This window comes from Haloprofundus halobius (assembly GCF_020097835.1).
Lineage (GTDB): Archaea > Halobacteriota > Halobacteria > Halobacteriales > Haloferacaceae > Haloprofundus > Haloprofundus halobius.
On record NZ_CP083667.1, the window covers coordinates 29991 to 51999 of the forward strand.

Annotated in this window: 15 protein-coding genes and 6 pseudogenes; 10 read left to right on the top strand and 11 right to left on the bottom strand. The window is 59.8% G+C overall.

Annotation, left to right across the window (positions count from 1 at the left end; all coding sequences use genetic code 11):
- Positions 1-21 precede the first annotated feature (21 nt).
- Positions 22-2591 (top strand): annotated as a pseudogene (locus tag LAQ74_RS17075) (heavy metal translocating P-type ATPase).
- A gap of 453 nt (positions 2592-3044) precedes the next feature.
- On the opposite strand, the pseudogene LAQ74_RS17080 reads toward LAQ74_RS17075, so the two are convergent.
- A pseudogene (locus LAQ74_RS17080) lies at positions 3045-3350 on the bottom strand (CopG family ribbon-helix-helix protein); the annotation flags it as partial.
- Positions 3351-3649: 299 nt separating this feature from the next.
- Here LAQ74_RS17080 and glnA2 point away from each other — a divergent pair.
- Positions 3650-4990, top strand: a complete 1341-nt coding sequence (gene glnA2, locus LAQ74_RS17085) for a gamma-glutamylputrescine synthetase (protein WP_224337822.1) — start codon at positions 3650-3652, stop codon at positions 4988-4990.
- Between the two features lie 3 nt (positions 4991-4993).
- On the top strand, positions 4994-5680 hold the full coding sequence (locus LAQ74_RS17090) for an RraA family protein (protein WP_224337824.1): 687 nt from the start codon (positions 4994-4996) through the stop codon (positions 5678-5680).
- Here the strand turns inward: LAQ74_RS17090 and LAQ74_RS17095 are convergent.
- The 7 genes from LAQ74_RS17095 to LAQ74_RS17125 are packed head-to-tail and all read right to left on the bottom strand — an operon-like array spanning position 5671 to position 15476.
- Positions 5671-6966 carry an MFS transporter gene (locus tag LAQ74_RS17095; RefSeq protein ID WP_224337826.1) on the bottom strand — a complete coding sequence of 432 codons (1296 nt, stop codon included), beginning with the start codon at positions 6964-6966 and terminating at the stop codon, positions 5671-5673. The genes LAQ74_RS17090 and LAQ74_RS17095 overlap by 10 nt on opposite strands.
- 23 nt (positions 6967-6989) lie before the next feature.
- On the bottom strand, positions 6990-8801 hold the full coding sequence (locus LAQ74_RS17100) for an IucA/IucC family protein (RefSeq protein ID WP_224337828.1): 1812 nt from the start codon (positions 8799-8801) through the stop codon (positions 6990-6992).
- Between the two features lie 2 nt (positions 8802-8803).
- Positions 8804-10168 (bottom strand): lysine N(6)-hydroxylase/L-ornithine N(5)-oxygenase family protein, encoded by a 1365-nt coding sequence (locus LAQ74_RS17105; RefSeq protein ID WP_224337830.1) that lies wholly within the window; start codon positions 10166-10168, stop codon positions 8804-8806.
- Positions 10161-10799, bottom strand: coding sequence for a GNAT family N-acetyltransferase (locus LAQ74_RS17110; RefSeq protein ID WP_224337833.1), 639 nt, complete (start codon positions 10797-10799; stop codon positions 10161-10163). Before LAQ74_RS17110 ends, LAQ74_RS17105 begins: the two co-directional genes overlap by 8 nt.
- Positions 10796-12616: an IucA/IucC family protein gene (locus LAQ74_RS17115; RefSeq protein WP_224337835.1), complete on the bottom strand. Its 1821-nt coding sequence runs from the start codon at positions 12614-12616 to the stop codon at positions 10796-10798. The genes LAQ74_RS17110 and LAQ74_RS17115 overlap by 4 nt, the downstream gene beginning before the upstream one ends.
- Positions 12613-14106 carry a pyridoxal phosphate-dependent decarboxylase family protein gene (locus tag LAQ74_RS17120; protein ID WP_224337836.1) on the bottom strand — a complete coding sequence of 498 codons (1494 nt, stop codon included), beginning with the start codon at positions 14104-14106 and terminating at the stop codon, positions 12613-12615. The genes LAQ74_RS17115 and LAQ74_RS17120 overlap by 4 nt, the downstream gene beginning before the upstream one ends.
- Positions 14103-15476, bottom strand: coding sequence for a diaminobutyrate--2-oxoglutarate transaminase (locus LAQ74_RS17125; RefSeq protein WP_224337838.1), 1374 nt, complete (start codon positions 15474-15476; stop codon positions 14103-14105). The genes LAQ74_RS17120 and LAQ74_RS17125 overlap by 4 nt, the downstream gene beginning before the upstream one ends.
- A 264-nt stretch (positions 15477-15740) precedes the next feature.
- Between LAQ74_RS17125 and LAQ74_RS20680 the strand changes: the two are divergent.
- The 3 genes and pseudogenes from LAQ74_RS20680 to LAQ74_RS17145 form a co-directional block, all read left to right on the top strand.
- Positions 15741-16265 (top strand): annotated as a pseudogene (locus tag LAQ74_RS20680) (DUF547 domain-containing protein); the annotation flags it as partial.
- A gap of 320 nt (positions 16266-16585) precedes the next feature.
- Entirely contained in the window at positions 16586-17098 is a 513-nt protein-coding gene (locus LAQ74_RS17140) for a winged helix-turn-helix domain-containing protein (protein WP_224337840.1), read from the top strand.
- A complete protein-coding gene (locus LAQ74_RS17145; protein ID WP_224337842.1) occupies positions 17095-17547 on the top strand; it encodes a toxin-antitoxin system TumE family protein in 453 nt (150 codons plus the stop codon). The genes LAQ74_RS17140 and LAQ74_RS17145 overlap by 4 nt, the downstream gene beginning before the upstream one ends.
- Before the next feature lie 8 nt (positions 17548-17555).
- On the opposite strand, the gene LAQ74_RS17150 is transcribed toward LAQ74_RS17145, so the two are convergent.
- Positions 17556-18008 (bottom strand): DUF7342 family protein, encoded by a 453-nt coding sequence (locus LAQ74_RS17150; RefSeq protein ID WP_425498552.1) that lies wholly within the window; start codon positions 18006-18008, stop codon positions 17556-17558.
- Here LAQ74_RS17150 and LAQ74_RS17155 point away from each other — a divergent pair.
- The 3 genes and pseudogenes from LAQ74_RS17155 to LAQ74_RS20500 form a co-directional block, all read left to right on the top strand.
- On the top strand, positions 17981-18217 hold the full coding sequence (locus LAQ74_RS17155; protein WP_224337844.1) for a DUF7389 domain-containing protein: 237 nt from the start codon (positions 17981-17983) through the stop codon (positions 18215-18217). The genes LAQ74_RS17150 and LAQ74_RS17155 overlap by 28 nt on opposite strands.
- A 37-nt stretch (positions 18218-18254) precedes the next feature.
- Positions 18255-18920 carry an RNA polymerase subunit sigma-70 gene (locus LAQ74_RS17160; protein ID WP_224337846.1) on the top strand — a complete coding sequence of 222 codons (666 nt, stop codon included), beginning with the start codon at positions 18255-18257 and terminating at the stop codon, positions 18918-18920.
- Positions 18921-18922: 2 nt separating this feature from the next.
- A pseudogene (locus LAQ74_RS20500) lies at positions 18923-19282 on the top strand (nucleotidyltransferase domain-containing protein); the annotation flags it as partial.
- Between the two features lie 65 nt (positions 19283-19347).
- Here LAQ74_RS20500 and LAQ74_RS17170 read toward each other — a convergent pair.
- Positions 19348-19827 (bottom strand): annotated as a pseudogene (locus tag LAQ74_RS17170) (zinc ribbon domain-containing protein); the annotation flags it as partial.
- Between the two features lie 315 nt (positions 19828-20142).
- On the opposite strand from LAQ74_RS17170, the gene LAQ74_RS17175 reads away from it, so the two are divergent.
- Positions 20143-20799 carry a helix-turn-helix domain-containing protein gene (locus tag LAQ74_RS17175; protein ID WP_224337848.1) on the top strand — a complete coding sequence of 219 codons (657 nt, stop codon included), beginning with the start codon at positions 20143-20145 and terminating at the stop codon, positions 20797-20799.
- Positions 20800-21098: 299 nt separating this feature from the next.
- Here LAQ74_RS17175 and LAQ74_RS17180 read toward each other — a convergent pair.
- A pseudogene (locus tag LAQ74_RS17180) lies at positions 21099-21995 on the bottom strand (DNA-binding protein).
- Positions 21996-22009 lie beyond the last annotated feature (14 nt).

The window sequence follows — 22009 nt, forward strand, 5'->3', positions numbered from 1 at the left end:
TAGTCCCCTTCTCGATAGGTAATGACTACGAGTAGGGCACAGTCGGACGGGCCGACGACGCGGTCCGTGGAGTTAGAAGTCCCTGATATGGATTGTCCGTCGTGTGCGGAGAAGATCGTCAACAGCGTTTCCACACTCGACGGCGTCGTCTCGGTCGACCCACAGGTAATGGCCGGGACAGTCCACATCGAGTACAACCCCAGACTGTCAGCGTCGACGAACTCGTCGAGCGCGTCCAGGCCGCCGGCTACGATGTCGAGGCGCGGAGCGACCTCGAGACGGAGCGGTTCGATGTCCCGCAAATGGACTGCGCGTCCTGTGCTGGCAAAATCGAGAACGCCCTCGACGACCTCACGGGTATTCATAAACGCGAGATACTGTCCACCACTAGGACCGTCATTATCACGCACACACCCGATCAGACGCCTCGTGCTAACCTGATTGCCGCCATCGAACGTGCTGGCTACGACGTCGAGGACCCAGGGTCCGAGATTGAAGGAGACGACGCTCCCGTCGAAAAGAGCAGGGCTCGGGACCTGTGGTTGAGTCCGCGAGCGGTCAAAACGTGGCTCGGGGGTGGCTTGCTCGTCCTCGGCCTCGTCCTGGAGTTTTTCCTGTCTAGCCTCAATATCGAGCTCTTCGCGCTTCTCGGACGGGGATTCGACGTAGCTGAACTGCTTTACTTCGCCGGCGCAGTCATTAGTGGCGAGGAAATCCTGCAGAACGGGTACTACTCGGCGCGGACGCGGTCGCTGGATATCGACCTCCTGATGACCCTCGGTATTCTCGGGGCGATCACGGCGAATCTCGTCTTCGGCGAGGCGCTTTACCTCGAAGCGGGGATGCTGGCCGTGCTGTTCAGCGTCGCCGAGTTGATGGAAGAATACGCGATGGATCGTGCACGCTCTTCGCTACGTGAGCTGGTCGATCTCTCGCCGACGACCGCGACCGTTCGCCGCGACGGTGAAGAGCAGGCGGTCCCCGTCGAGGGGCTGCGTGTGGGCGACCGCGTTATCGTCCGGCCGGGCGATCGAATTCCGGCCGACGGGACTGTCGTCAAAGGTGAAAGTTCAGTCAATCAGGCTCCGATCACCGGCGAGAGCGTACCCGTCGACAAGGCGGACGGCGACGAGGTATTCGCAGGCACCATCAACGAGGAGGGCTACCTCGAAGTCGAGGTTACGAGCGAGGCCGACAACAGCACGCTCGCCCGCATCATCGAACTCGTCGAGGACGCCCAGCGGAACAAGACCGAACACGAGCAGTTCGTCGACCGCTTCGCCGGTCACTACACGCCGGTCGTCGTCACACTGGCGGTCCTCATCGCGGTCGTTCCCCCGACCCTAATCGACGGGACGGCGTTCCTCCATGCGGGCGGGTATTCGCTCGCGTTCGCCGGCGACTGGGCGACGTGGTTCAAGCGCGGACTGGCGTTGCTCGTCCTCGCGTGTCCGTGTGCGCTGGTCATCAGTACGCCCGTCAGCGTCGTCTCAGGTATCACGAGTGCGGCCCGCAGCGGGGTGCTCATCAAAGGAGGCACCTATCTCGAGGCCGTTGGCACCGTCGATGCGGTCGCGTTCGACAAGACTGGCACGCTCACCCACGGCCAGCTCACCGTGACCGACGTCGTTCCCGTCGACGGCGAGTCGTCCGATGTCGTTCTCCAGACCGCTGCGAGTTTGGAGGCTCGAAGCGAACATCCGATCGCGGAGGCTATCGTCGATGCTGCTGGCGAGGCTGGCGTCGAGCCTGTGGACGTGTCCGACTTCGAGAGCCTGACCGGCAAGGGCGTCCGAGCCACCGTCGACGGTGAGACGCGGTACGTCGGCAAGCCTGGACTCTTCGAGGAGTTGGGGGTCTCCCTTGACCACATCCACGCTGCAACCGACGGAGGCGTCGCCCTTGAGGGACAATACTGTGACCATGGCGAGTATTACCACCTCGAAAGCGACACGATTGCGGATCTCCAACGGGAGGGCAAGACGGTCATCCTCGTCGGGACGACAGAACGGATTACGGGCGTAATCGCGGTCGCTGACGAGGTGTGTTCGGAGGCGCAACAGACGGTCGAACGGCTCCACGAACTCGGTGTCGAGCACATCGTGATGCTCACAGGCGATAATGAGACGACCGCACGGGCGGTCGGCGAGACTGCAGGCGTCGACGAGGTTCGAGCGGAGCTTCTCCCCGAAGAGAAGGCCGAGGCCGTTGCGGCGCTCGACGACGAATATGGCGGTGTGGCGATGGTCGGCGACGGTGTCAACGACGCGCCCGCGCTAGCGACGGCGACGGTCGGCGTCGCAATGGGGGCAGCGGGGACGGACACTGCGGTCGAGTCGGCAGACGTTGCGCTGATGGGCGATGACCTACTGAAGCTGCCGTACCTCTACGCGCTGTCGGGAAAAGCCAACGGCGTGATCCGAGAGAACATCTGGGCGAGCATCGGCGTAAAGGTACTGTTGGCGCTTGGTGTCCCCTTCGGATTTGTGAACGTTGCAGTCGCGGTCGTCGTTGGAGATATGGGGATGAGCCTCGGCGTAACGACGAACGCGTTGCGGCTCGCCCGAATTAAACCCGAGCGGTTTCGCTGACCCTTCTTGAATTCTACACATATTAGGATCGGCCCTGGCCCTAGTTGAGTAGAATCTCGAATGTTGAGTTCTACCGACTCTGTGACTTCTCCCAAGACTAAGTCGTGGGCTCCCCTCATTGAGGGTTAGACCCACGTCGCCTGGGGAGTTCGCACGTTCCATACCCGCGACAGGCCTTCCGACGTAGACTCACCATTGTTCGGGTAGCCCGTACTGTCAAGCCGATCGTGAGATTCGCATCTCAACCCGAGATATCGATCCCGGACGTGGGTGGCTTCCCCACGAGGCTGAAAGGCCTCTCGGTCGAGTTATCAATTCGATTTTCCTGTCACGCTGACGGGTTCCTCCGTCTTCGTACTTAAATTACTGTCCGAATCTGAAATCGGTGTCACAGTAGAACAATCTGTTATCTTCATTTGAGAGTGGAATAGCAGATCACAATATGCGCGTCGATTAGTGGTGGTGATGGCACTCGTTGTCGGATGGACTGAGGAGGAGAACCTTCACGCAACCAACTGCATCGAAATCCCGTAGTTGATAGACGAGTTCTCGGACTCTGGCTGCGTCTCCACGACAAAAAATCGTTTCCAGACACCACTTTCCATCATGCATGTGGCTCATCGTTGTGATAATATCCTGAAAGTCATGCTGAACTTCATGGAGTTCGCTGATTACCAACTGGTGTTCGTAATCGAACGCGAGAACAGCGGTGATCTCCCCGGTCATTTCTTCGAGTTCTGTATGCGATTCGATGTACTCGTTCGTTCAGTACTATTACCTGCTTCGGGATGAGGTAGTCACCCCGAGATTTGTCAGCGTCTGGTAGACCTGCTGGGAATCAAACTCCCGATCACACAGTACTGTCTCAATAGGTGCGTGTTCTTTCACAAAACGCCATGTAGTGTGTTAAAACCCGAAATAAAGGCCGCACAGCTAAAAATCCGTCACCAATATTGGATTTAGTATGAAGTTCAGGATGAAAGCGGTTGACGATATCACGTTGGCTTACTTTTAGGCAAACCTAAAATTCATAGGGCTCCGAGTACATCGGGAAATAGATGCAAGCAAATGGCCAATCCGTCACTTATCCAGTCGAATGGGAGAACGCAGAGATCGACCTCGTTCGCCTTCTCTACGTTGGGAATGATGGTGTCGTTCGAGGACACACGATCGATGCCGAGGACGTCACAGCCGCTATCACCGACGGATCGACGCTTCCCCAGTCGGTGCAGTCGTTGACCGCCTTCGACCAGCGCATCCTCGATGGCCGATTTGATGCGGTCGGCGAAGCCCGCCTCATGCCGGACCCAGAGACGTTCCGTAAGCTTCCATATACCGAGCGCTGTGGAGCGATGCTCTGTAACATCCATGACCTCGACGGTAATTTCTGGTCGGCCGATCCGCGCTCGGCCCTCGTATCGTTCCTTGACGAGATGGACGCCGACGTCCACACGGCTTTTGAGAGTGAGTACCACCTCTGTCAGGAGACGGAGGACGGACTTGTTCCGTTGGACGATCGTGGCGTCTACGCTACCGAGTGTATGCGGACGGCCCACCCCATTACTACTGACATCGTCGGCGCCTTGAAAGACCAGAATATCGGGTTTGAGAAATACTATCCCGAGCACGCCCCTGGTAAACACGAGGTTGTCATCGCTCCCTCGTCGGGCGTCACGGCGGCCGACGAACACCTCTTCTTGAAGGAGACGGTGAAGGGCGTCGCCGCGAACCACGACCTCCAGGCGACATTCCTCCCGCGGCCATTTCCGGGCAGCACCAACGGGTGTCACATCCACCTCTCGTTGTGGAACCGCGACGAGAACGAGTTCTACGACGCAGGCGACGCGGACGGGCTTAGCGACCGCGCCCGGTACTTCATCGGTGGTGTCCTCGCCCACGCTGACGCACTCGTCGCACTCACCGCGCCGACGGTCAACTCCTATGCACGGTTGCGTCCACAGACCGAGGCGTCGGCGTTTGCCTGCTGGGGTCTGGACAACCGTGAGGCCGCCGTTCGAATTCCCTCGCCGAAGGGCGACGCCGAGAAGACAACGCGTCTCGAATTCCGCCCCGCTGACAACGCCGCAAACCCGTACCTCGCGCTGCTCGGCATCCTCGCAGCAGGGATGGACGGCGTCGAACGAGAACTCGATCCGGGCAATCCAGTCGGATTCGATCCAGGGAACCTTCCGCGGGTGGAGCGCGATGATCGAGACATCTGCCGTCTCCCCGAGACGCTTGGCGAGGCTATCCGTGCCCTCGAAGCCGATGACGTACTCGCAGACGCACTCGGACCCGATCTTCACAAGTCCTATATCGAGGTAAAGAGAACGCAATGGCAGTCGTTCACGGAGAGTGCCGGCGAGTGGAACCTCGAGCGATTCCGACAGGTGTTCTAACCTATGCCGGAGATAGTCACCGACGTGCCCCGTCCGGACGCAGATCTGATGGACCGTCTGTCTGCTTACTCTCCGAGCGACCTCGGCCACCGTCGTCACTTCGGCTTCCCTGGCCCCGAGATCAGCTATCAGGAAACTGCTGGCCGTACGACGGTAGTTGGGAGCGCTCTGACGGTCCGCATCCCGCCGGAGGACTCGACGATGGTTCATAAGGCGACTGAACTCGTTGAACCCGGCGACGTCATGGTCGTGGACATGAAGGGACACACCGCGCACGCGCCATGGGGCGAGATGACTACCCTGGCGGCCCAGCAGAACGGCGCCGTCGCAGCCGTCGTTGACGGGAGCGTTACCGACACGCACGCGATCGCCAACGATGGCTTCCCGGTGTACGCTCGCGACACATCCGTTAAAACAACGCGGCTCCACGGACGTGGTGGTGACATCAACGTCCCCGTACAGGTTGGTGGGGCAACGGTCGAACCCGGCGACGTTGTCTTCGGGAACGAGGACGGAGTGCTGTTCGTCCCGCGCGAGGACCTCGAGACGGCGATCCAACAGCTCGAAGCGGAAGTCGACGCGGAAGCAGGAGAGCGAGATCGATTCGAGGAAGGTGCGTCGCTGGCCACGGTCACCGGCGCGGCTGCCCTCGTCGAGGAGATGGAGCCGATGGTTCGTCATCACGACTGAACGGGTCTGTCTGCCGTCCGCTTTTCGACCGTCTCGACATGCGGTTCTTCGACGCTCCACCAGACGCCGACTCCCCCGACGGTGAGCGCGGCGCCGGCGACGAAGAATGGTACCTCGAAACCGAGCGGAGCAAGTGCGCCTGCGATTACTGGCCCAACCGCGTAACCGCCGCTAAACGCCGTGGTCACGAGGCCGAACTGGGCGCTGGCGTCCGCGTCGTCGACCACATCTGCCGCCAACGCGTAGGCGGGTGCGACGACGCCGGCAAGTGCGATTCCTAGGAGCGATCGGAGCACGAGGAACTCCCATAGTGAGTGGGCGATTCCCATTAGCGCGACAAGCGGTGCGGCGCAGAGCAACCCTGTGACGACGAACCTGCGACGGCCGTAGTGGTCGGTCGCGGCGCTCACGGGGTACTGGGCGACAAGGCGAGTGAGCGTCGTACTGGCGAAGACGATCCCGAACCCCGCGACCGTTCCGCCGTGCATCCGGTCAAGCATCGTCGCTTCGAGCGGGATCATTGCCGTAACACCGATCATGAGCGTGACGACGCCGCCAGCGAGGCCAAGCAGCGTCCGAGCTTGTCGTCGACTGGAGAAGAACTGCCGCGGCAGGGCGAGGGTCTTCCTAGTGTCGGCGCTCGCATGTTCGTCCGAACGAGTGTGGGTGGTGCCCGTTTCGGGGACACCAACACGGACGAGAAGGGTCGCGCCGCAGAGAAGAGCTGCCCCTATGTACAAGGCGGTATCGACACCGAATGCCGTGGCGAGGACGCCACCGACAATGGGGCCGAGTCCGAGTCCGAGCGTCTGGACTGTGGAGAAGATTCCGACGCTCCCGCCGCGCGAGTCGTGGTCGGTGACTGCCCCGAGGGTGGCCATAATCGCCGGAGTCGAACAGGCGAGCGCCACGCCCTGCAATGCCCGCGCTGCGAGGAGTCCGGCAACGCTCCCTACGATGGCGTGGGCGGCGAGAGCAGCAGCGCTGCCCAACAACCCAAGTTCGATGAACGGCTTGCGAACGCCGCAACGGTCGGAGACACGGCCGAGCGGGATCTGCAGCACCGAGCGGACGACACCGAGAACGGCGAACAGGACGCCGATACCGAACGCTGTCACGAACACTCCCGTACTCCCGGCGGCACGGAGAAGTGGAGCGAGTACAGGAAGCGCGACGCTCGTGCCTAATGCTGCGATGCCCTGTGCAAGCGTGAGCGCGGCAAGGTCTAGTGACAGGTCGTCTGCCGGGCTAAAGAGGAGAGTACGAACCTTTGCTCGTACTGACATAAAGGTTAGTAGTTAGTAGTTAGTTACTGGAGCGGGTTACGAACGGTCCCGTGTACGGCGATGTCCGGGCGTTCGCCGTCGTCAGCGTAGCCGTAGGCGAGCAGTCGGTTCCGATTGAGGCAGAGCTTCGGGAACTCGGGTGCGAGCAGGTCGAAGCGATCGAAGCGCTCGGCGAGCTCGGGGAACCGGTCCTGGTATGCCTCGATGGCTGCACGGGCCTGCGACCAGAAGCGCTTTTCGGGATAGTCGCGGTAGGTTGCAAGCACGTCCGCGAGGTAGCGCAAGACACAGACGACGAGGCTGGCGAAAATGACCTGCGCAAGCCCCTTGTCATCTTTTGTGTCCATTGCTTCGTGGACGTCGGAATCAAGAACCGCCGCCAGCTCGGGAACACGTTCCTCACTTACGTTTACATCGATGAGATCCTTGAGGGCGAGGCGGGTGGGGACACCATCTTCGAGCAGGAGGATGACATCTTGGCCGTGTGGTGAGAACGCCGCCCCGTAGCGATAGAGGAAGTGGAGGAGAGGCGGCCAGAGGGTATCGAAGAGTTCCTCGACCCACGCTCCGTCGTTGAGTCCGGACTCCTCGATGAGACGGGAGACGAATGGAACGTCTTCGCCGTCGACATGGAGGAGGGCCGCGAGTGTCACGGGACGCTCGTCGTCGCTTGCCTTCCGGTAAACGCTTTCGCGCCAGACACTCCCGAAGAGTTCACGATACTGGTAGGGTGCACCGTCGATGGCCTCGAAGTCACGGTGCGGGTAGTGGAGTCCCGCCACCTCGCCGAGGAGGACGAGATCGCACTCATCGGCGAAGAACGGGTCCTCATCCCGGACCGCCTGCAGCCCTTCGGTGATGCGCGGCGTCCGCGTAATCTTCTTTCCGGGGAGTCCGCGATATACGAGTGTATTGAGGACGTGCAGGGGCACCTTCACATGATGCTTCTCAGGGTCGTCGATGTTCGTAAGGGTCCGGATAGACTGTTGCGGGAAGTACTTATCTGGCCCATTCCCCAGTGGCACGACGTCGTCGGTAGCGATGTCCCGCGGGAACAGTTGGACGATGCTATCGGTCCATTGCCATTCATGGATAGGAGCGAGATAGTAGTCAGCCGGGTTCAGGCCACGCTCGCGCAGATCGTCGCGGAAACGGTCGTAGTGCTCACCGAGTTCCCCACGCAGGAGTGACTCGGGGTCGAGGCCGTCAACCGTGGTGAACGTCGCACGCTCACGCGAGACAGCGGCCCACTCAAGCGAGACCGGTTGCTGGCTCTCGGGCGCGAACTGGCAGTAGTCGTCGTAGTCGAATCCAACGCGTCCCTTGTTATATGTGATCCACGGATGGCCTTCCATCTCGCTCTCAAGGCGGGTATAGTCCGCGTCAGCGGGGAGACCGCCGTCGCGCTTCCGCTTGCGAGCCTCGATGTGGGCGTCCGCCAGGAGCGTATTGTTGAGTTCCTCGACGAGGTGGCCTGCGGTCACACCGTCAACGTCGCTCTCCGCTTCGAGGTCGCGGAAGAATCGTATTGCGTCGGTTGCGGACGCCCACCCGTCATCGTCGCGGCGTTCGATGGATGCATCGTAGATATGATAACTATCTAGCATCCGCGGCGCGGCTTCGAAGCGGTAGACGGCTTCGCCGAGATCAACGCGAAACATCCCGCGCTCGCCGATTTTTAGGGGAGATCCAATCGGTTCCGGCTCAACAACCTCCTCGTAGGCGAACTCCGCAAGCATCTTCGACAGCAACCGCCTATTGACGGTCTGCCAGACATCGGTGTCGAGGGCGTCTTCGAGCGTCACGTCGATGTTAGCTGGATAGCGTAGTGTCATGGTCAGTCCTCCGAAGGATTGGGGGTATTCGCTTCGCGGTGCGCACCAGGCGTCCGTTCGACGAATTCCTCGACGGCGAAGTCCTGATAGATGGCATTCGTGTCCTCCGGGAGGACTTCGCCACCGACGAGTTGGTTCACGATGCGCGCATTGCGGAAGCAGCCGAGTCCGAGATCTGGTGCGCCGACGCCATGAGTGTGGAGGTCGGCGTTCTGGACGAATATCCGCCCGGGATAGTCCGTTTCAAGGCGGTAGTCTTCGGTGATTCGGAACCGGCCCTCGCAGTCGAACTCAATGTGGTCGCCGAGCGGCGAGAGGAATGATGGCACCGGCCGATGGTAGCCCGTCCCGAGGACAACTACCTCCGCGTTGTGGACGAACTGCTGATCAGTTTGCCACTGCCGACACTGGAGACAGTGCACATCACCAATGTGCTCAATGTCTTCCACCTCGGTCATTGCGAAGAGCCCCACGTCGGGGTCGCGGTCACCGATGGAGTGCCGGTAGAGCGCGTCGTAGATTTCCGCGCTCGTATCCGGATCAATCCCCTTGTAGAGGAGGTCCTGGTCCGCGCGGATCTCGTCTTTCTTCGTTTGGGGAAGGTCGTAGAAATACTGCGTGTACTCGGGAGAGAAGTGTTGGAGGCCGAGTTTCGAGTACTCCATGGGGAAGAACCCCTCTGAGCGCGTTAGCCAGTCGAGGCGGTAGTCGTTCTCTGGTTGCCGCTCCAGGAGGTCAAGAAACACCTCGGCGGCGCTCTGTCCAGAGCCCACGACGGTGATCGAGTCGGCGTTGAGGCACCGCTCCCGCCGGGAGCGATATCTGGACGTGTGGAAGACGTCGTCTGTATGCTGGCTTTGCAGGTGTTCGGGGACGTGAGGGCGACTTCCAACGCCCAGTACGACATCGTCTGCGAGGTACGCGAACTCTTCGTCTGTCTCGGGATCAACCGCCACGATGTGGAAAGCTTCCTCGGTCGCGTTCCAGCGGACGTTGGTCACTCGACGGCTAAACCGGGTCGAGTCGAGACGCTCGGCCACCCATCGGAGGTAGTCGTCGTACTCCTGTCGGGGAATCTGGAACGTCTCGTAGAAATAAAACTCGTAGATACGTCCCGTCTCCCGCAGATAGTTGAGATAACTGTTTGGGTTGGTCGGGTCTGCCAGCGTGACGAGATCCGCGAGAAACGGGACTTCTAGTGTCGTCCCTTCGATGAGCATCCCTTCATGCCACGACATCTCGGCGTCCTGTTCTAGGAAGCACACGTCGATGCCACCCTCGGTGTCTAGTTCATCCAAGAGAGCAGCTAACCCGAGATTGAAGGGACCAAGGCCAATTCCTACGAGGTCGTAGATGCGTTCAGTCATTACTAATCACCCCCTGACAAGACGTGGCCACGGAGTCACTGAGCACCTCGGTCTCGAAATGCTCGCGTTCACAGACGAGCAGGAGCGCGTTTTTCTCCGCCTCTTCGAAGTAGAATTCCGACTGTGGTTCAAACCCGCACTGCTTGAAGACGGTGATGACACGCTCGTTACGGGCGTCGGGTTCCGCAACCACTCGATCGGTGTCCTGATGGCGGAACTGCATGGCGACAATCGCTCGCATCAGCGGGAGCGCATACCCGTGGCCCAGGTACTCTTCGGGACCGATAAGCAGGTGCACGCCTTGGTCGGCGGGGTCGGCGTCGTAGTAGTTCGCTAGATCGTCCTCGGCCGCCCAGTAGCACTCCCAATAGCTCATCGGGATATGGTCAAGGTATCCGATATAGGGTGTGAGATGATCGTCCGCGAGTTTGGCTTCGAGTTCAGCACGGAACGCCGGGAGCGACAGGTCGAGTTGCCAGTACGGCTTAACGTGACTGCTCGCTAACCACTGGTAGAGTCGACCGAGATCGCGCTCCATCGACACCTGTCGGAACGACACGGTCTTTTCGATACTCGAGTCGTAGGTTTGGTAGTCGTACGCGGAAGCGATAATTGAATACGGCCCGGTCATAGGTCGGTCTCTGTGATAATCGGGTTCTTCACGTCTGTGTAGACGGACTGGTTCTCCAGGTCGTTCTCCAATTCATCAAGACCGCGGAATCGGGTGAGCAGGTTCGCCTTGCAAGGGACAGTTTCGTCTTCCAGCAGCGGCGTCAGGAGCTCCGACGAGGAACGGTCGTACTGGTTCTGAATCCTTGTCAGCTCCTCACGGAGCAAGCCGAGCAGGCGACGTTCGCCAACGACACCGGCACACCCGAACGCGTTAACGACATCGAGCACGTTGTTGAGGATCACATAGTAGCGGAGGCGCTCGTCGGCGATCGCGTCGGAGCAGATGGTGTCGGCGCGTTCGCCGACTCCTGGCAGGTACTCCTCGACGTCAGGGTACTGCGATTTGGGGAAATAGAACCCCTGATTATCGCGGTAGCGGAACTCACTCGGATAGCCCTCTTCGTTGAGGGTGAGTACTGAATTCTGCTGGTGGGCTTCGACGCCGACACCCTGTTCGAGGTAGAGCCAAAGCACTGGACGAATGGCGATTTCGAGGTACTGGTGGAACCAATCCTCGCTAACAGACTTGGTATCACGACCCTCGCGTTCGGCGATAGCCTCGATGAGACGTCCGAGGCGCGACTGGCCCTCGATGGCATCTTGACAGAGTGAGACGAGTGGTGTAGACCGCTGGGCCAGGTCGCCACGGAATGGGTTCGTTCGCAAGACTGACTCTAGCCCTGATTCTCGGTCTTCCCCGACGTCAAGCGCGAGGAAGGCAGGGTCGCGGACGATATCGAAGTTCGGGAACGCGTCGGCGAGTTCGTCGCCGAACTCGGTATCGAGGAGTTCCGCGACGGCTACTCCCCGGTCAAGTTCCGGGCGCTTGTTCGTCCGGACCGAGTTGGTAATCTTCACGTGCAGCGACGACTTTACCATAAACGGTGCGCCCTCAGTGTAGAGCGTCCGAACCGAGGTAGTCGGATAGAACTCCTGACCAACCGCGCCGAGATGTTCAAGCCCATCGCCTAGGTGACGGTTCACGTGTGGTTGGTCGAGGAGGAACTCCGCCTGCCACGGGTGGACGGGCAGGAGGACGTCCTCGCTATCAACGTGTTCAGCGACGAAGGAGGCAGAAACTTCAGGGTCGTCACGCAACGCACCTTTCACCCACGCCGCTGCGTTCTGATCGAGCGCTGACCCGGCCGACACTAGTGCAGGATCCGCCCGGAAGTAGTGAAGCGGGAACGATCCACGGAGCTCCGGGGCATACGTTGAACGGTTCCGTTCGGCGATACCCTGTCGGCTCTTTGGCGTCGGGTGACGGTGGTGACCGAAGACGAGCGCCTGCTCGGCGTCACGGAACGACAGCTGCTCAGCATAGAGGTGGTCCTCGTCGTCAGCGCGCGCGGCAACGAAAGATTCGACACTCCGTTTGCTGCGGAGGACGCGGTCAAGCAACTCGTCCGGAACTGCATCACCCTCTCGTCCGAGAGTGAGATCTTTCACCACGAGCGAAGCGAGGGTCGCCGCGTCGACCGGCCGAGCCGTGCCGTCAGGGAGCCGGTACCAAACGGGTGTTTCGAATAGATGTCGCTCCGTCGGCGAGTGGTGATCGAGTGGGGCCAGCAGGTCGACGTCCTGCGCGGGCAGCGTCGTCAGGAGCAGGCCGTCGGGTCCGGGATCAACGCCGGCTACGACCTCGTCACGGACCTCGTAGTTGCCGGTCTCGCGAAGGTAGCAGTTGAGAAATGCATGCACGGTGGCGTCGTCGGCACGGGCCGCGGGATCGACGTCGGCGCCAGTCTCGTCGCAGTCCGTCGCCTCGAGGCTCATGCAATCACCTCCGGTTCTTCCAGGTCGACGGCGACCCTGATCCCGCAGTCGCGGATAGCGTCCAGCATGGCTGCGATATCCTTGAGCGTCGTAGTCGGATTCAATAACGTGAACTTTAGGCTAGTCACACCGTCGACCTCGGTACGAGCTACGATCGCGCGGCCGTCGCCGAGGAGTTCGTGTCGTATAGCGGCGTTCAGCCGGCTCACGGCGTCGGCGTCCATCCCCGCTCGCGGCCGGTAGCGGAAGACGACAGCGTTCAGCGTCGGCTTGTGGAGGAGTTCGAAATCGTCGGCCGCGTCGACGAGCGCCGCCGCCTCGTCGGCCAGTCCGAGGGTTCCGTCGACGAGCGACGCCAGTCCTGCTCGGCCGAGGGTGCGAAACGCGACGTAGGGCTTCAGGGCGTCGAAGCGACGAGTCGTCTGGACTGACTTCGCCACGAGATTGGGAACGCCGACCTCGTCGTGTGCTTCGGGGTTGAGGTACGCGGCGTTGCGGGCCATCACCTCGAAGTCGTCGCCGTCTCGGAGCAGGACGGCCCCGCAACTGATCGGCTGGTAGAACAGCTTGTGGAAGTCGACGGCGACGGAGTCGGCCCGTTCGATGCCATCGAGGAGATCGCCGTGGGCCTCGCTGACCGCCAGCGCACCGCCGTAGGCCGCGTCGACATGGTACCACAGGTCGTGTTCGGCGGCCCGATCTGCGAGCGCTGCCAGCGGGTCGACGCTCCCGAAGTCGGTGGTTCCGGCGGTGCCGACGAGCGCGAACGGCTCCGCTCCCTCGGTCTCGAGGGTAGTGAGCGTCGCGTCGAGCGCGTCCGGGTCCATTCGACGGTCGTCGTCTGTCGAAACGGAGATCACAGCATCTTCACCGAGGCCGAGGTGGTGGGCGCCTTGCTTCGCGGTGAAGTGCGCCTCTTCGGAGCAGAGAATTCGGAGGTCGGCGTCCGACGGGAGCCCGTCGGCCTGCACGTCCTGACCGTGGTATCGCTTACAGTACCGGTCACGGGCGAGCAACAGCGCCTGGAAGTTTGATTGTGTCCCACCGCTCGTGAAGACGCCGTCCGCGCTGCCGGGCAGATCGAACAGGTCACATAGTGCGTCGACGACCTGCTCCTCGAGAACCGTCGCGGCGGGCGCTTGATCGAAGGAGTCCAACGACTGGTTCGTCGCAGTGAGCATCGTCTCAGCGACGAGTCCCGGAACCATCGGCGGGCACTGGAGGTGCGCCGCACATCGGGGATTCGACGTGCCGACGGAATGGGCGAGCACACGCTCGGCCACTTCGTCGATCGTCTCCTCGAGTTCCTGGCCGTTGTCGGGAACGACCGGCTCGTCGAACTGCGCGGCGATGGCCTCTGGTGTGGCTCCCGAGTACGGATCGTCGCCGTCCGCAAACGACGTGAGAACGGCGTCGGTCGCCCGGTTCATCGCTTCGCGGTAGGCAGCGTCGCCCTGATCGCTGCCGAGGAAGAGGGAGTCAGCGCTCATGCAGCCACCTCCTGTGTCGTGGCGTGCTCGCGTACGGCCGACATGACGGCTTCGTCGAAGATCGCCGCAATCTCGTCGATCTGGCCTTTCGAGACGGTAAGCGGTGGCAGGAAGCGTGCAGTGGCACTCTCCCGGCCCCCGAGTTCGATGATGAGTCCACGTTCGAAGCACTCCGCCTGAACGGCCTCGGCGAGATCGGCGTCCGGAGCGTGGGGTCCCGCACCATGCCAGTCGGCGTCGACGTCAACGAATTCGACGCCGAGCATCAGGCCCCGACCGCGAACGTCGCCGATCGCGTCGAACCGTTTGGCGGTGGACTCGAGATGATTGCGCAGCCGCGCACCGACGTCGGCGGCGTGGTCGTCGAGATTGTTCTCGAGGATGTAATCGATGGTCGCCGCGCCGGCGGCCATCGCGAGCTGGTTCCCGCGAAAGGTTCCGGCGTGTGCACCCGGCTCCCAAACGTCGAGCGACTCGTCGTAGACGACGACCGCAAGCGGCAGGCCGCCGCCGATCGCCTTCGAGAGCGTGACGACGTCGGGCGTGATGCCGGCATGTTCGAACGCGTAGGTCTCACCTGTGCGACCGAGTCCTGCCTGAATCTCGTCGACGATCAGGGGGATATCTCGCTCGCGGGTGATGCGCCGGATCTCTCGGAGCCACTCGTCGGGAGCGGGAACGGCACCTGCCTCGCCCTGAACCGGTTCCAGAATCATACCGGCAGGCTCCGTGATACCGCTCTCAGAGTCGTTGAGGAGGTTTTCGACGTATCGACTGGCCGTTCGGTGGCCCGCCTCCCCGCCGATGCCGAATGGACAGCGGTAGTCGTACGGGTAGGGTAGGTGGTGAACGTCGTTCATCAGTCCGGAAAGTGGTTCCTTCGCGTCGGTATTGCCCATGAGACTGAGCGCACCATTCGTCATTCCATGGTAGGCACCCTGGAATCCCAGCACGCTCTGGTTGCCCGTCGCCGTCTTCACGAGTTTCAGCGCCGCTTCGACGGCGTCAGTTCCCGCGGGGCTACAGAATTGGACCTTGGCGGAGTCCGCGAAATCCGCCGGGAGGCTGTCGAACAGCGAATCGATGAAGCGTTCCTTCGCGGGGGTGGTGATGTCGAGCGTGTGGAGCGGGCGGTCTGCATCTAGAACTCGTTCCATTGCCTCATCAATGCGTGGATGATTGTGGCCAAGGGCGAGTGTTCCCGCACCGGCCAAACAATCGTAGTACTCGTTTCCATCCATATCAGTTACTGTCACACCCCGAGCCTCGCGGATAGCCAACGGGAGGGAACGCGGATACGTTCGTGCATTGGATTCGCGCTCCATCTGTTGCGCGAGGATCGGCTTATTTCCTGCCTCCAGATACTTCACGGGGCGTTACCTCCTTGACCAGTCGGGATCAACGCACGTTGCCAGCGCGTCTGTTGCCTGGTTTGTCGCATACATGATTTTAGGCGTGCCTAAAACATTTTAAAACTACCGAATCTTAGGCAAGCCTAAAATATTATTGTCCAGCCCATTCTCTGTTCCAACTACTGGCAAGATGGTAATACTTGAGAACGATGTCCATTTGAACGCCGGCTCGTCGAGGCCGACTGGGATGACCTCGATCCTCTCCGAACGGACAGACGGAAAGCGCTCGTATTCTGGCTCAACGTCTACAACGCGTCGACGCAGCTCCTGCTCGACAACCGGCCGGAACTGTTCGAGTCGCGGTGGCGGTTCTTCCGCGCGCACGCGGTGACGGTCGCCGGAGTCGAACTGAGTTTAGACGACGTCGAACACGGGATTCTCCGCGGCGGGAAATCGAAGTACGGCCTCGGCTACCTCCCTCGGTTCGCCCGAGCCGGTCTCGGTGAGTCGGACCGACTTGAGAGGGATCCGCGCGTTCATTTCGCGCTCAACTACTGGTGTCCGCCTCCGCGCTCTCAAGGCGAGGACAAACAGCACCTGCTCACTCCCTTTCTAGCCCAACTTCGGCGACGGCCACCCACAGATACCGTCGCTGTTGCTGTCGCCGTGGGTGCAGTTTACTTCTGTTGCAGCTTGAGGAACTTGAGGAGCGTCTCGATATCCTCGGCCGAGGCTGATGATTGGCCGAACATACTCTTGAACGGTAATCTAACCCACCCTCTTCGATGTACGCTTGTGCCTCACTGAGCTGGTGACGAAGGGCATCAGCATCGCCGCGATGCAGATGCGTCTCGACCATGTCGAGGTCGATTGAAGGAATGGCAGCGAGGACATCAGCGAGATCCGTTTTCCGACCACTATGGAGCTTGGCCGCGACGAGTACTTCCCCGTCGGCTGCTCGTGCCGTCGTCGACCGAGTGCCGCCTGATATCGTCGTCAGAGAACTATCCGGTCGCATCGAGACACGTTAGAGGAGCAGGTGGCCTGACAATGCTCCTGTACAAGCATCGCTGGAAGGAATAGTTTTCTCAGGAAATTATTTGTTCATGGGATGCGTAGAACCCAGTATGACCGAGACGTGGGATGAGATCAACGAGCAGGTCAAAGCGGACTGGAAAGCGGATACCACGCCATTCGAGCGGGTGTACGAAATCGTTGAGCAAACCCACGACGGGCAGTCGGCAGCCGAGATCGCCGACCGCGCCCTCGTGAGCGAACCGACGGCACGTCGACACTGCAAGACGCTCGTGAACACGGGCTTCGCCGAGACGGAGCAGGACGGCCAAACAACGCTGTACAAGCGAAACAGCGACCGGGTTTTGATGTCCCGGATCCGCGAGCTTCGTGAGGAAGTCAATCGGCCGGAGTTGCTCGACAGCATCAAGGAAATGAAGGCCGAGATCCGGCGCTATGAGGACCGCTACGACGTGGTGTCACCCGAAGAGCTCAGCCAGCAACTTGACGCCGACGAGACGGAGGGCTGGGACGACCTCACCGCGTGGCGAACGACGCGGCAGAATCTCGCCGTCGCCCAGGCAGCACTTGCCTACGACGAGGCCAGCCACCAGCTCGCTGTATGAGCGAGGACGACCGAGCCGGCGAGTTCGGACCGATCTATCTCCCGGCGCTCCAGCGGATTCGTGACCTCTGGCTCGAGCTTGAGCCGTTAGTCGACACAACCTCGTACGATGACGTCGTTGCACCCACGGAACTGCAGATCAGTCTCAGCGACGGCCTTGGAGACGCCGACGCTGGGCGACTCGATATCCAGTGGAGCGAACTGGGGATGTATTCGTTTCACTACGTCGATAGCGACGACGTCAACTGGCGATTCGATCGGCACCCGAATACACACTCACCCGAAATCCATTTCCACCCTCCTCCCGAGGCCGCCACGACGGCAGCCGAACCGTCCTGTATCAATGTGACCGAGGTCTCACTCGTGACTCGCGCAGTTCACGCGATGTGGCGAGCAGCGTACGAGGACGATGACCTGGATCGGCTGAATAGCGCATCAAACCCGCCATAACGGGGGCATTAGCGCGTGGCGCGGTCAGCCACGTCGATCATCTGGTCGCGAGCGGCTTCAACATCCGAGTAGAGTGCCAACGCGTGCTTGATGAGACGACGATCCTCTTGGTTCTCCTCCCAACGTCCGATGACGTCGCGGCGTTCGCGAAGCTCGTCACTTGAGAAATCCCTATCAGCAAGCGACTGTTCGAGCTCCTCCCACGTCTCGACGTCGTAGGTGGCCTGCCACTCCTCGATCTCCTCGGTGATCGCAGTCAATTCGTTCCGTAGCTCCTCGCGCGTGTTCTCCTCGATGAGCGTGCGGATTTCCTCGAAGAGCAGTCGCGTGTAGTCCGGCTGGTAGCGCGTCGTCTCGCCGGACTCGACGCGGCGCAACTGGCCCTGCTCGGCGAGCGCCTGGAGTTCCTCGTTGGTCGTGCTCCAGGCGGCGTATGAACGGAGATCAAACGGAGCGAACAGAGCACGTCGAGCGCACTGATGTTGGTGTCTCGCTGACCGTGAAACTCAAACACGGAACCGGGACGCGAGATGAAGACCAGATCAAAGTCAAGGTGAAGGCGAAAACGCTGGAAGACGCCCGCAAGAATATGGAGACGCTTCGCGAGTACATCCACGACCTTGCCGAAGACGCTCGCCAAATCCAGCCAGCAGACCCACACGAAGAGTAATTCTTTTGTCTGTTGCACAGAATTGTGTAACCATTGGATGTACGAAGTGTGCGGTGAGAAGGAACTCAAGGTCATTCTCGCGCTTGACCCAGGAGATTCCATCTCCGGCGTCGCGCGGAAGATTGACGAGAACCGGGAGACGATTCGGCGCGTCGTGAATCGCCTCGAAGAGGCGGGATACGTCGCATACGATGACGGCCTCCAGCTCGTCGACCAGACAATCCGAGACGCCGGTCTCGAGTTCCTGACGGCGTCAGCAGACATCTTGCCGCCGTCGATTTCAGAAGCGTATGTCCTCCCGCAGTTCGCTGGCATGGACTACGCCTTTACCGCCATCGATGCGGTCTACGTCTGGACCCGCGGTGGCTACCAGGTCGCTCGCGACCCAGAGGACTACCCGCTGTTCATCGCCGTCCACGAGTCCGACCTCGACGCCTGGACGTCGTTCTTCGATCGATTCGGAATCCCGACTGCGGAAGAGCGCCAGCCCGCTGACAACCTCGATGGCGCCATCCAGGTCGTTCTGGAGCCACGGTCACAGATTGAGGCCGAGATGGTCGATGGACGGCCCGTCATCCCGCTCCAGGAAACCGTGGCGTTCGCAAACGAGTACTACGCGACCTTCGAGTCGGCACTCGACATGCTCGGCCGGATGTACGACGACGTCGACACGGACGCAGCCTACCGGATGGAGCCAGCCTGAATATGAGTCAAGAAAACCGAAGTGAGGCACCATCGAAGTGCTCGAAGAACTGGAGCAGTCAGACATCGGGTTCGTCCTCGTTGGTGGGTACGCAATCAGTCAGTTCGAGACGCGGTTCTCGACTGACCTCGACCTCGTCATCGCCCCCGACGATTACGATGAAGTCGTTGCATTTCTCGAAGCACGTGGCTTCGAACGACAGGCCGATCTCGAAGTTCCCCCAGAAGAGACCATCTATAATCGGGAAATCGAACTCTTCGAGCGTACTGAGGGGCTTCCTCACCCGGTCGGCGTAGACATCCTCGTGAACGGCCTCGGCTGCCGGCAGACTGAAACAGAGTGGTCGTTCGACTATCTGCGCACGCGTGACATCCTCCCCGTCGTAAACGACGGGGCTTCCCGTACCGCAGGTGGGATATTTGCTGGTTTACGACACGGCTTGTTCTCTCGTGTGAAACATCCCGCTCTCGCGGTCAAACAAGTGTACCGATGGCTGTGCCACACAGCCGTTACTCCTATCCTCGCCGTGAGGACTTGGAGTTATCTTCTGTCGCATATTCTCCGCGCCGTTGCAATCCGCGTTCCCGACTAACCCACACGACGAGCAGACGTACAGCCCACGATGTTTGTGGTTGGACTTCGTGTCGTTACCACACTTCGAGCAGGTCTTCGATGTATCCCACTCGTTCTCTTTCAGTACACCAACACCGCGAATCTCGCCTTTGTATTCGAGGTACTGGTAGATGCGGTCGAACGCCCATGTATGCAGTTTCTTGTTCCCCGTCTTCCCCCAGTCGGACTCTCGCACGTCTTCGGGCCAACTCACCGCGAGCGTTCCAACATCGCGTTCGACACACTCTGTGATGATGGTATCTGAGAGAACGTGGTAGAAGTGCGATTCGCGGTCGTTTGCACTTGAGTATATTGAGACTGGCAGTTTCGGAGAAGTTCCAGAAACAATCCACGTGTCTACCATTTGCTTCTGGGGCACTTGTGGGCTATCTGAGAACGGCCATTTTCGTCACCGAAAACAATGGCGAAAACCGCGTTCACAATACCTATTTCTGTCCTACAGACGTCTCGCTGTGTCCACTATCTGTTGGCTCAGATCCGAGGAGAATTTTGAGGATTGATGGGAGAGCCAGAGAGACCAATACCACAGAATGTCAGATATCTTAGTTAATGGATAGTCTCAAGACTTGTATTGACATAGTATCCTCTCATGAGTGTCATTGCAGATTTCAGTGTTCCCGCTGATGCGTTCTGCTTGGCGCACACACTCAAATCTGCCCAGCAGATGGCAGCCGAGTTAGACCTGTTAGTTGCTCACAGTCCTGATTACATCATGCCGTTTCTCCGTGTAGTTGGAAACGAATGGGAGCAATTCGAGACCATACTTGATGAAGACCCAACTGTTGATGAATCAGAATTGACCGATTCGTTTTCTACTGAGCGCTTATATCAAATCAAATGGTCAGACGTCGTTAGCGAACGTCTGCGCATCATTCTCGATCACGAGGGAGTCATTCTTGATGCCCGTGGATCGGATGGCGAATGGCGGATGCGCGTCCGTTTTGAATCCCGTAACCATTTCTCCGAATTTATAAATCACTTCGAAGAAGAGGGACAAGTGACACTGCACCAATTATTTACTCCGACCACATCTGGGGTTCACTACTATGCGCTTTCGGAAAAGCAACGTTCTGCTCTTCTCACAGCATATAACAGTGGTTACTTCGATGTCCCACGGAAGGCGACAGGAGAGGATCTCGCTGAACAGCTCTCTATCTCACATCAGGCAGTCTCAGATAGATTACGTCGCGGAATGAAGGTTCTTATTGAGCATACATTAGCACGAGACCAGAACCGCGAATTATGACTTGAGGGAGCTAGAATCGCGTACTTGACTACACTCGCCGCGTACGGCTCTCTCACAATCTTGACAAGGAGCCTCCTCAACTCTGGCCTGCCGAACCAGAACAGCGAGCGACCATCCTCACCACTCCTGACAAACCCATCCCGGAACTCGAAGAGGGAGAGAACGACACCCGGTGACGACGAATTCGTTCCGTCTAGAGGTTGTGGCTGCGCGCGCAGTGAAACGAGCACGGAGCGGTGGGTGGGGTGGTGGGGTTTGGGCCGGTCCGGCAAAGAAAAAGAAAGAACCGCCTTCTCAGCCTACTCCCACCACCGACCGCGCTCGGGGAACAACACCGTGCTCCAGCCAGTCACAGCCAACGAGATACGTCCATTGTACCAATTTCGAGCTGCGCCATGAATCCGAACTCGCTCACCCTCACTCATCCATGGTTGATTCGACTTCTCCCAGACCGTTACTTTCGTCTTCCCACTTTCATCACCAATCAGTCCCACCTGCGCAATCTTCGCAGAACTCGGCTCCCACAACGTCTCGACACGCCCCTCAATGCTCACCTCTTTCGTCCTCGCCTTACTGAGCATTCCAATCGGCACAACACGCCCGGGTGCCGTCTGCAGCTCCTCAAACACTCCCACGACCGCACTCAACACATCCGTGCCGTCAACGACGCGTTCTGCCAACCTACGACTAATTGCCGCTTGCGACCACCCATCGAGTTTTGGAGTCATCCGCGCCGCTTGTGTGTTCACCGTGGCCAACTGCTCTCGCGATAATTCTTCACGAGGGTCTCGTCGATCAGGGTCTGCCCACGGGTCCACACTCGCTGCTCGCTTCTGAAAGTCACGCCGCCACTGCCGACTCTGCTCTGCAACTTTCTCCCGTGTCATCTCCGCACGCCCATCCTGTAACCCCAATGCCGCCTGGTTACTGATGTGCTCTAACTCAGCTTCCCGTGCTCGAATGCGTTCTTCCTACGCCAACGTCGCGCCCCGAATACGCTCATCACTCGAATCGACGATGCCATCTGGATGGTTGAAATCGACTTTCGCCTGAATCTCCATCTGTACCGTTGCCCGCAATTCCGACGTCTCATCGACAACCTCAAATCCATCTTCATCGACCGCTTTCTCGTTCGTTTCTCGAAGTGCCTGTTCATCGACCGAAACAACCTTGCTACTCGCGTTAGTACTTGACATTGCTGATATCCGAA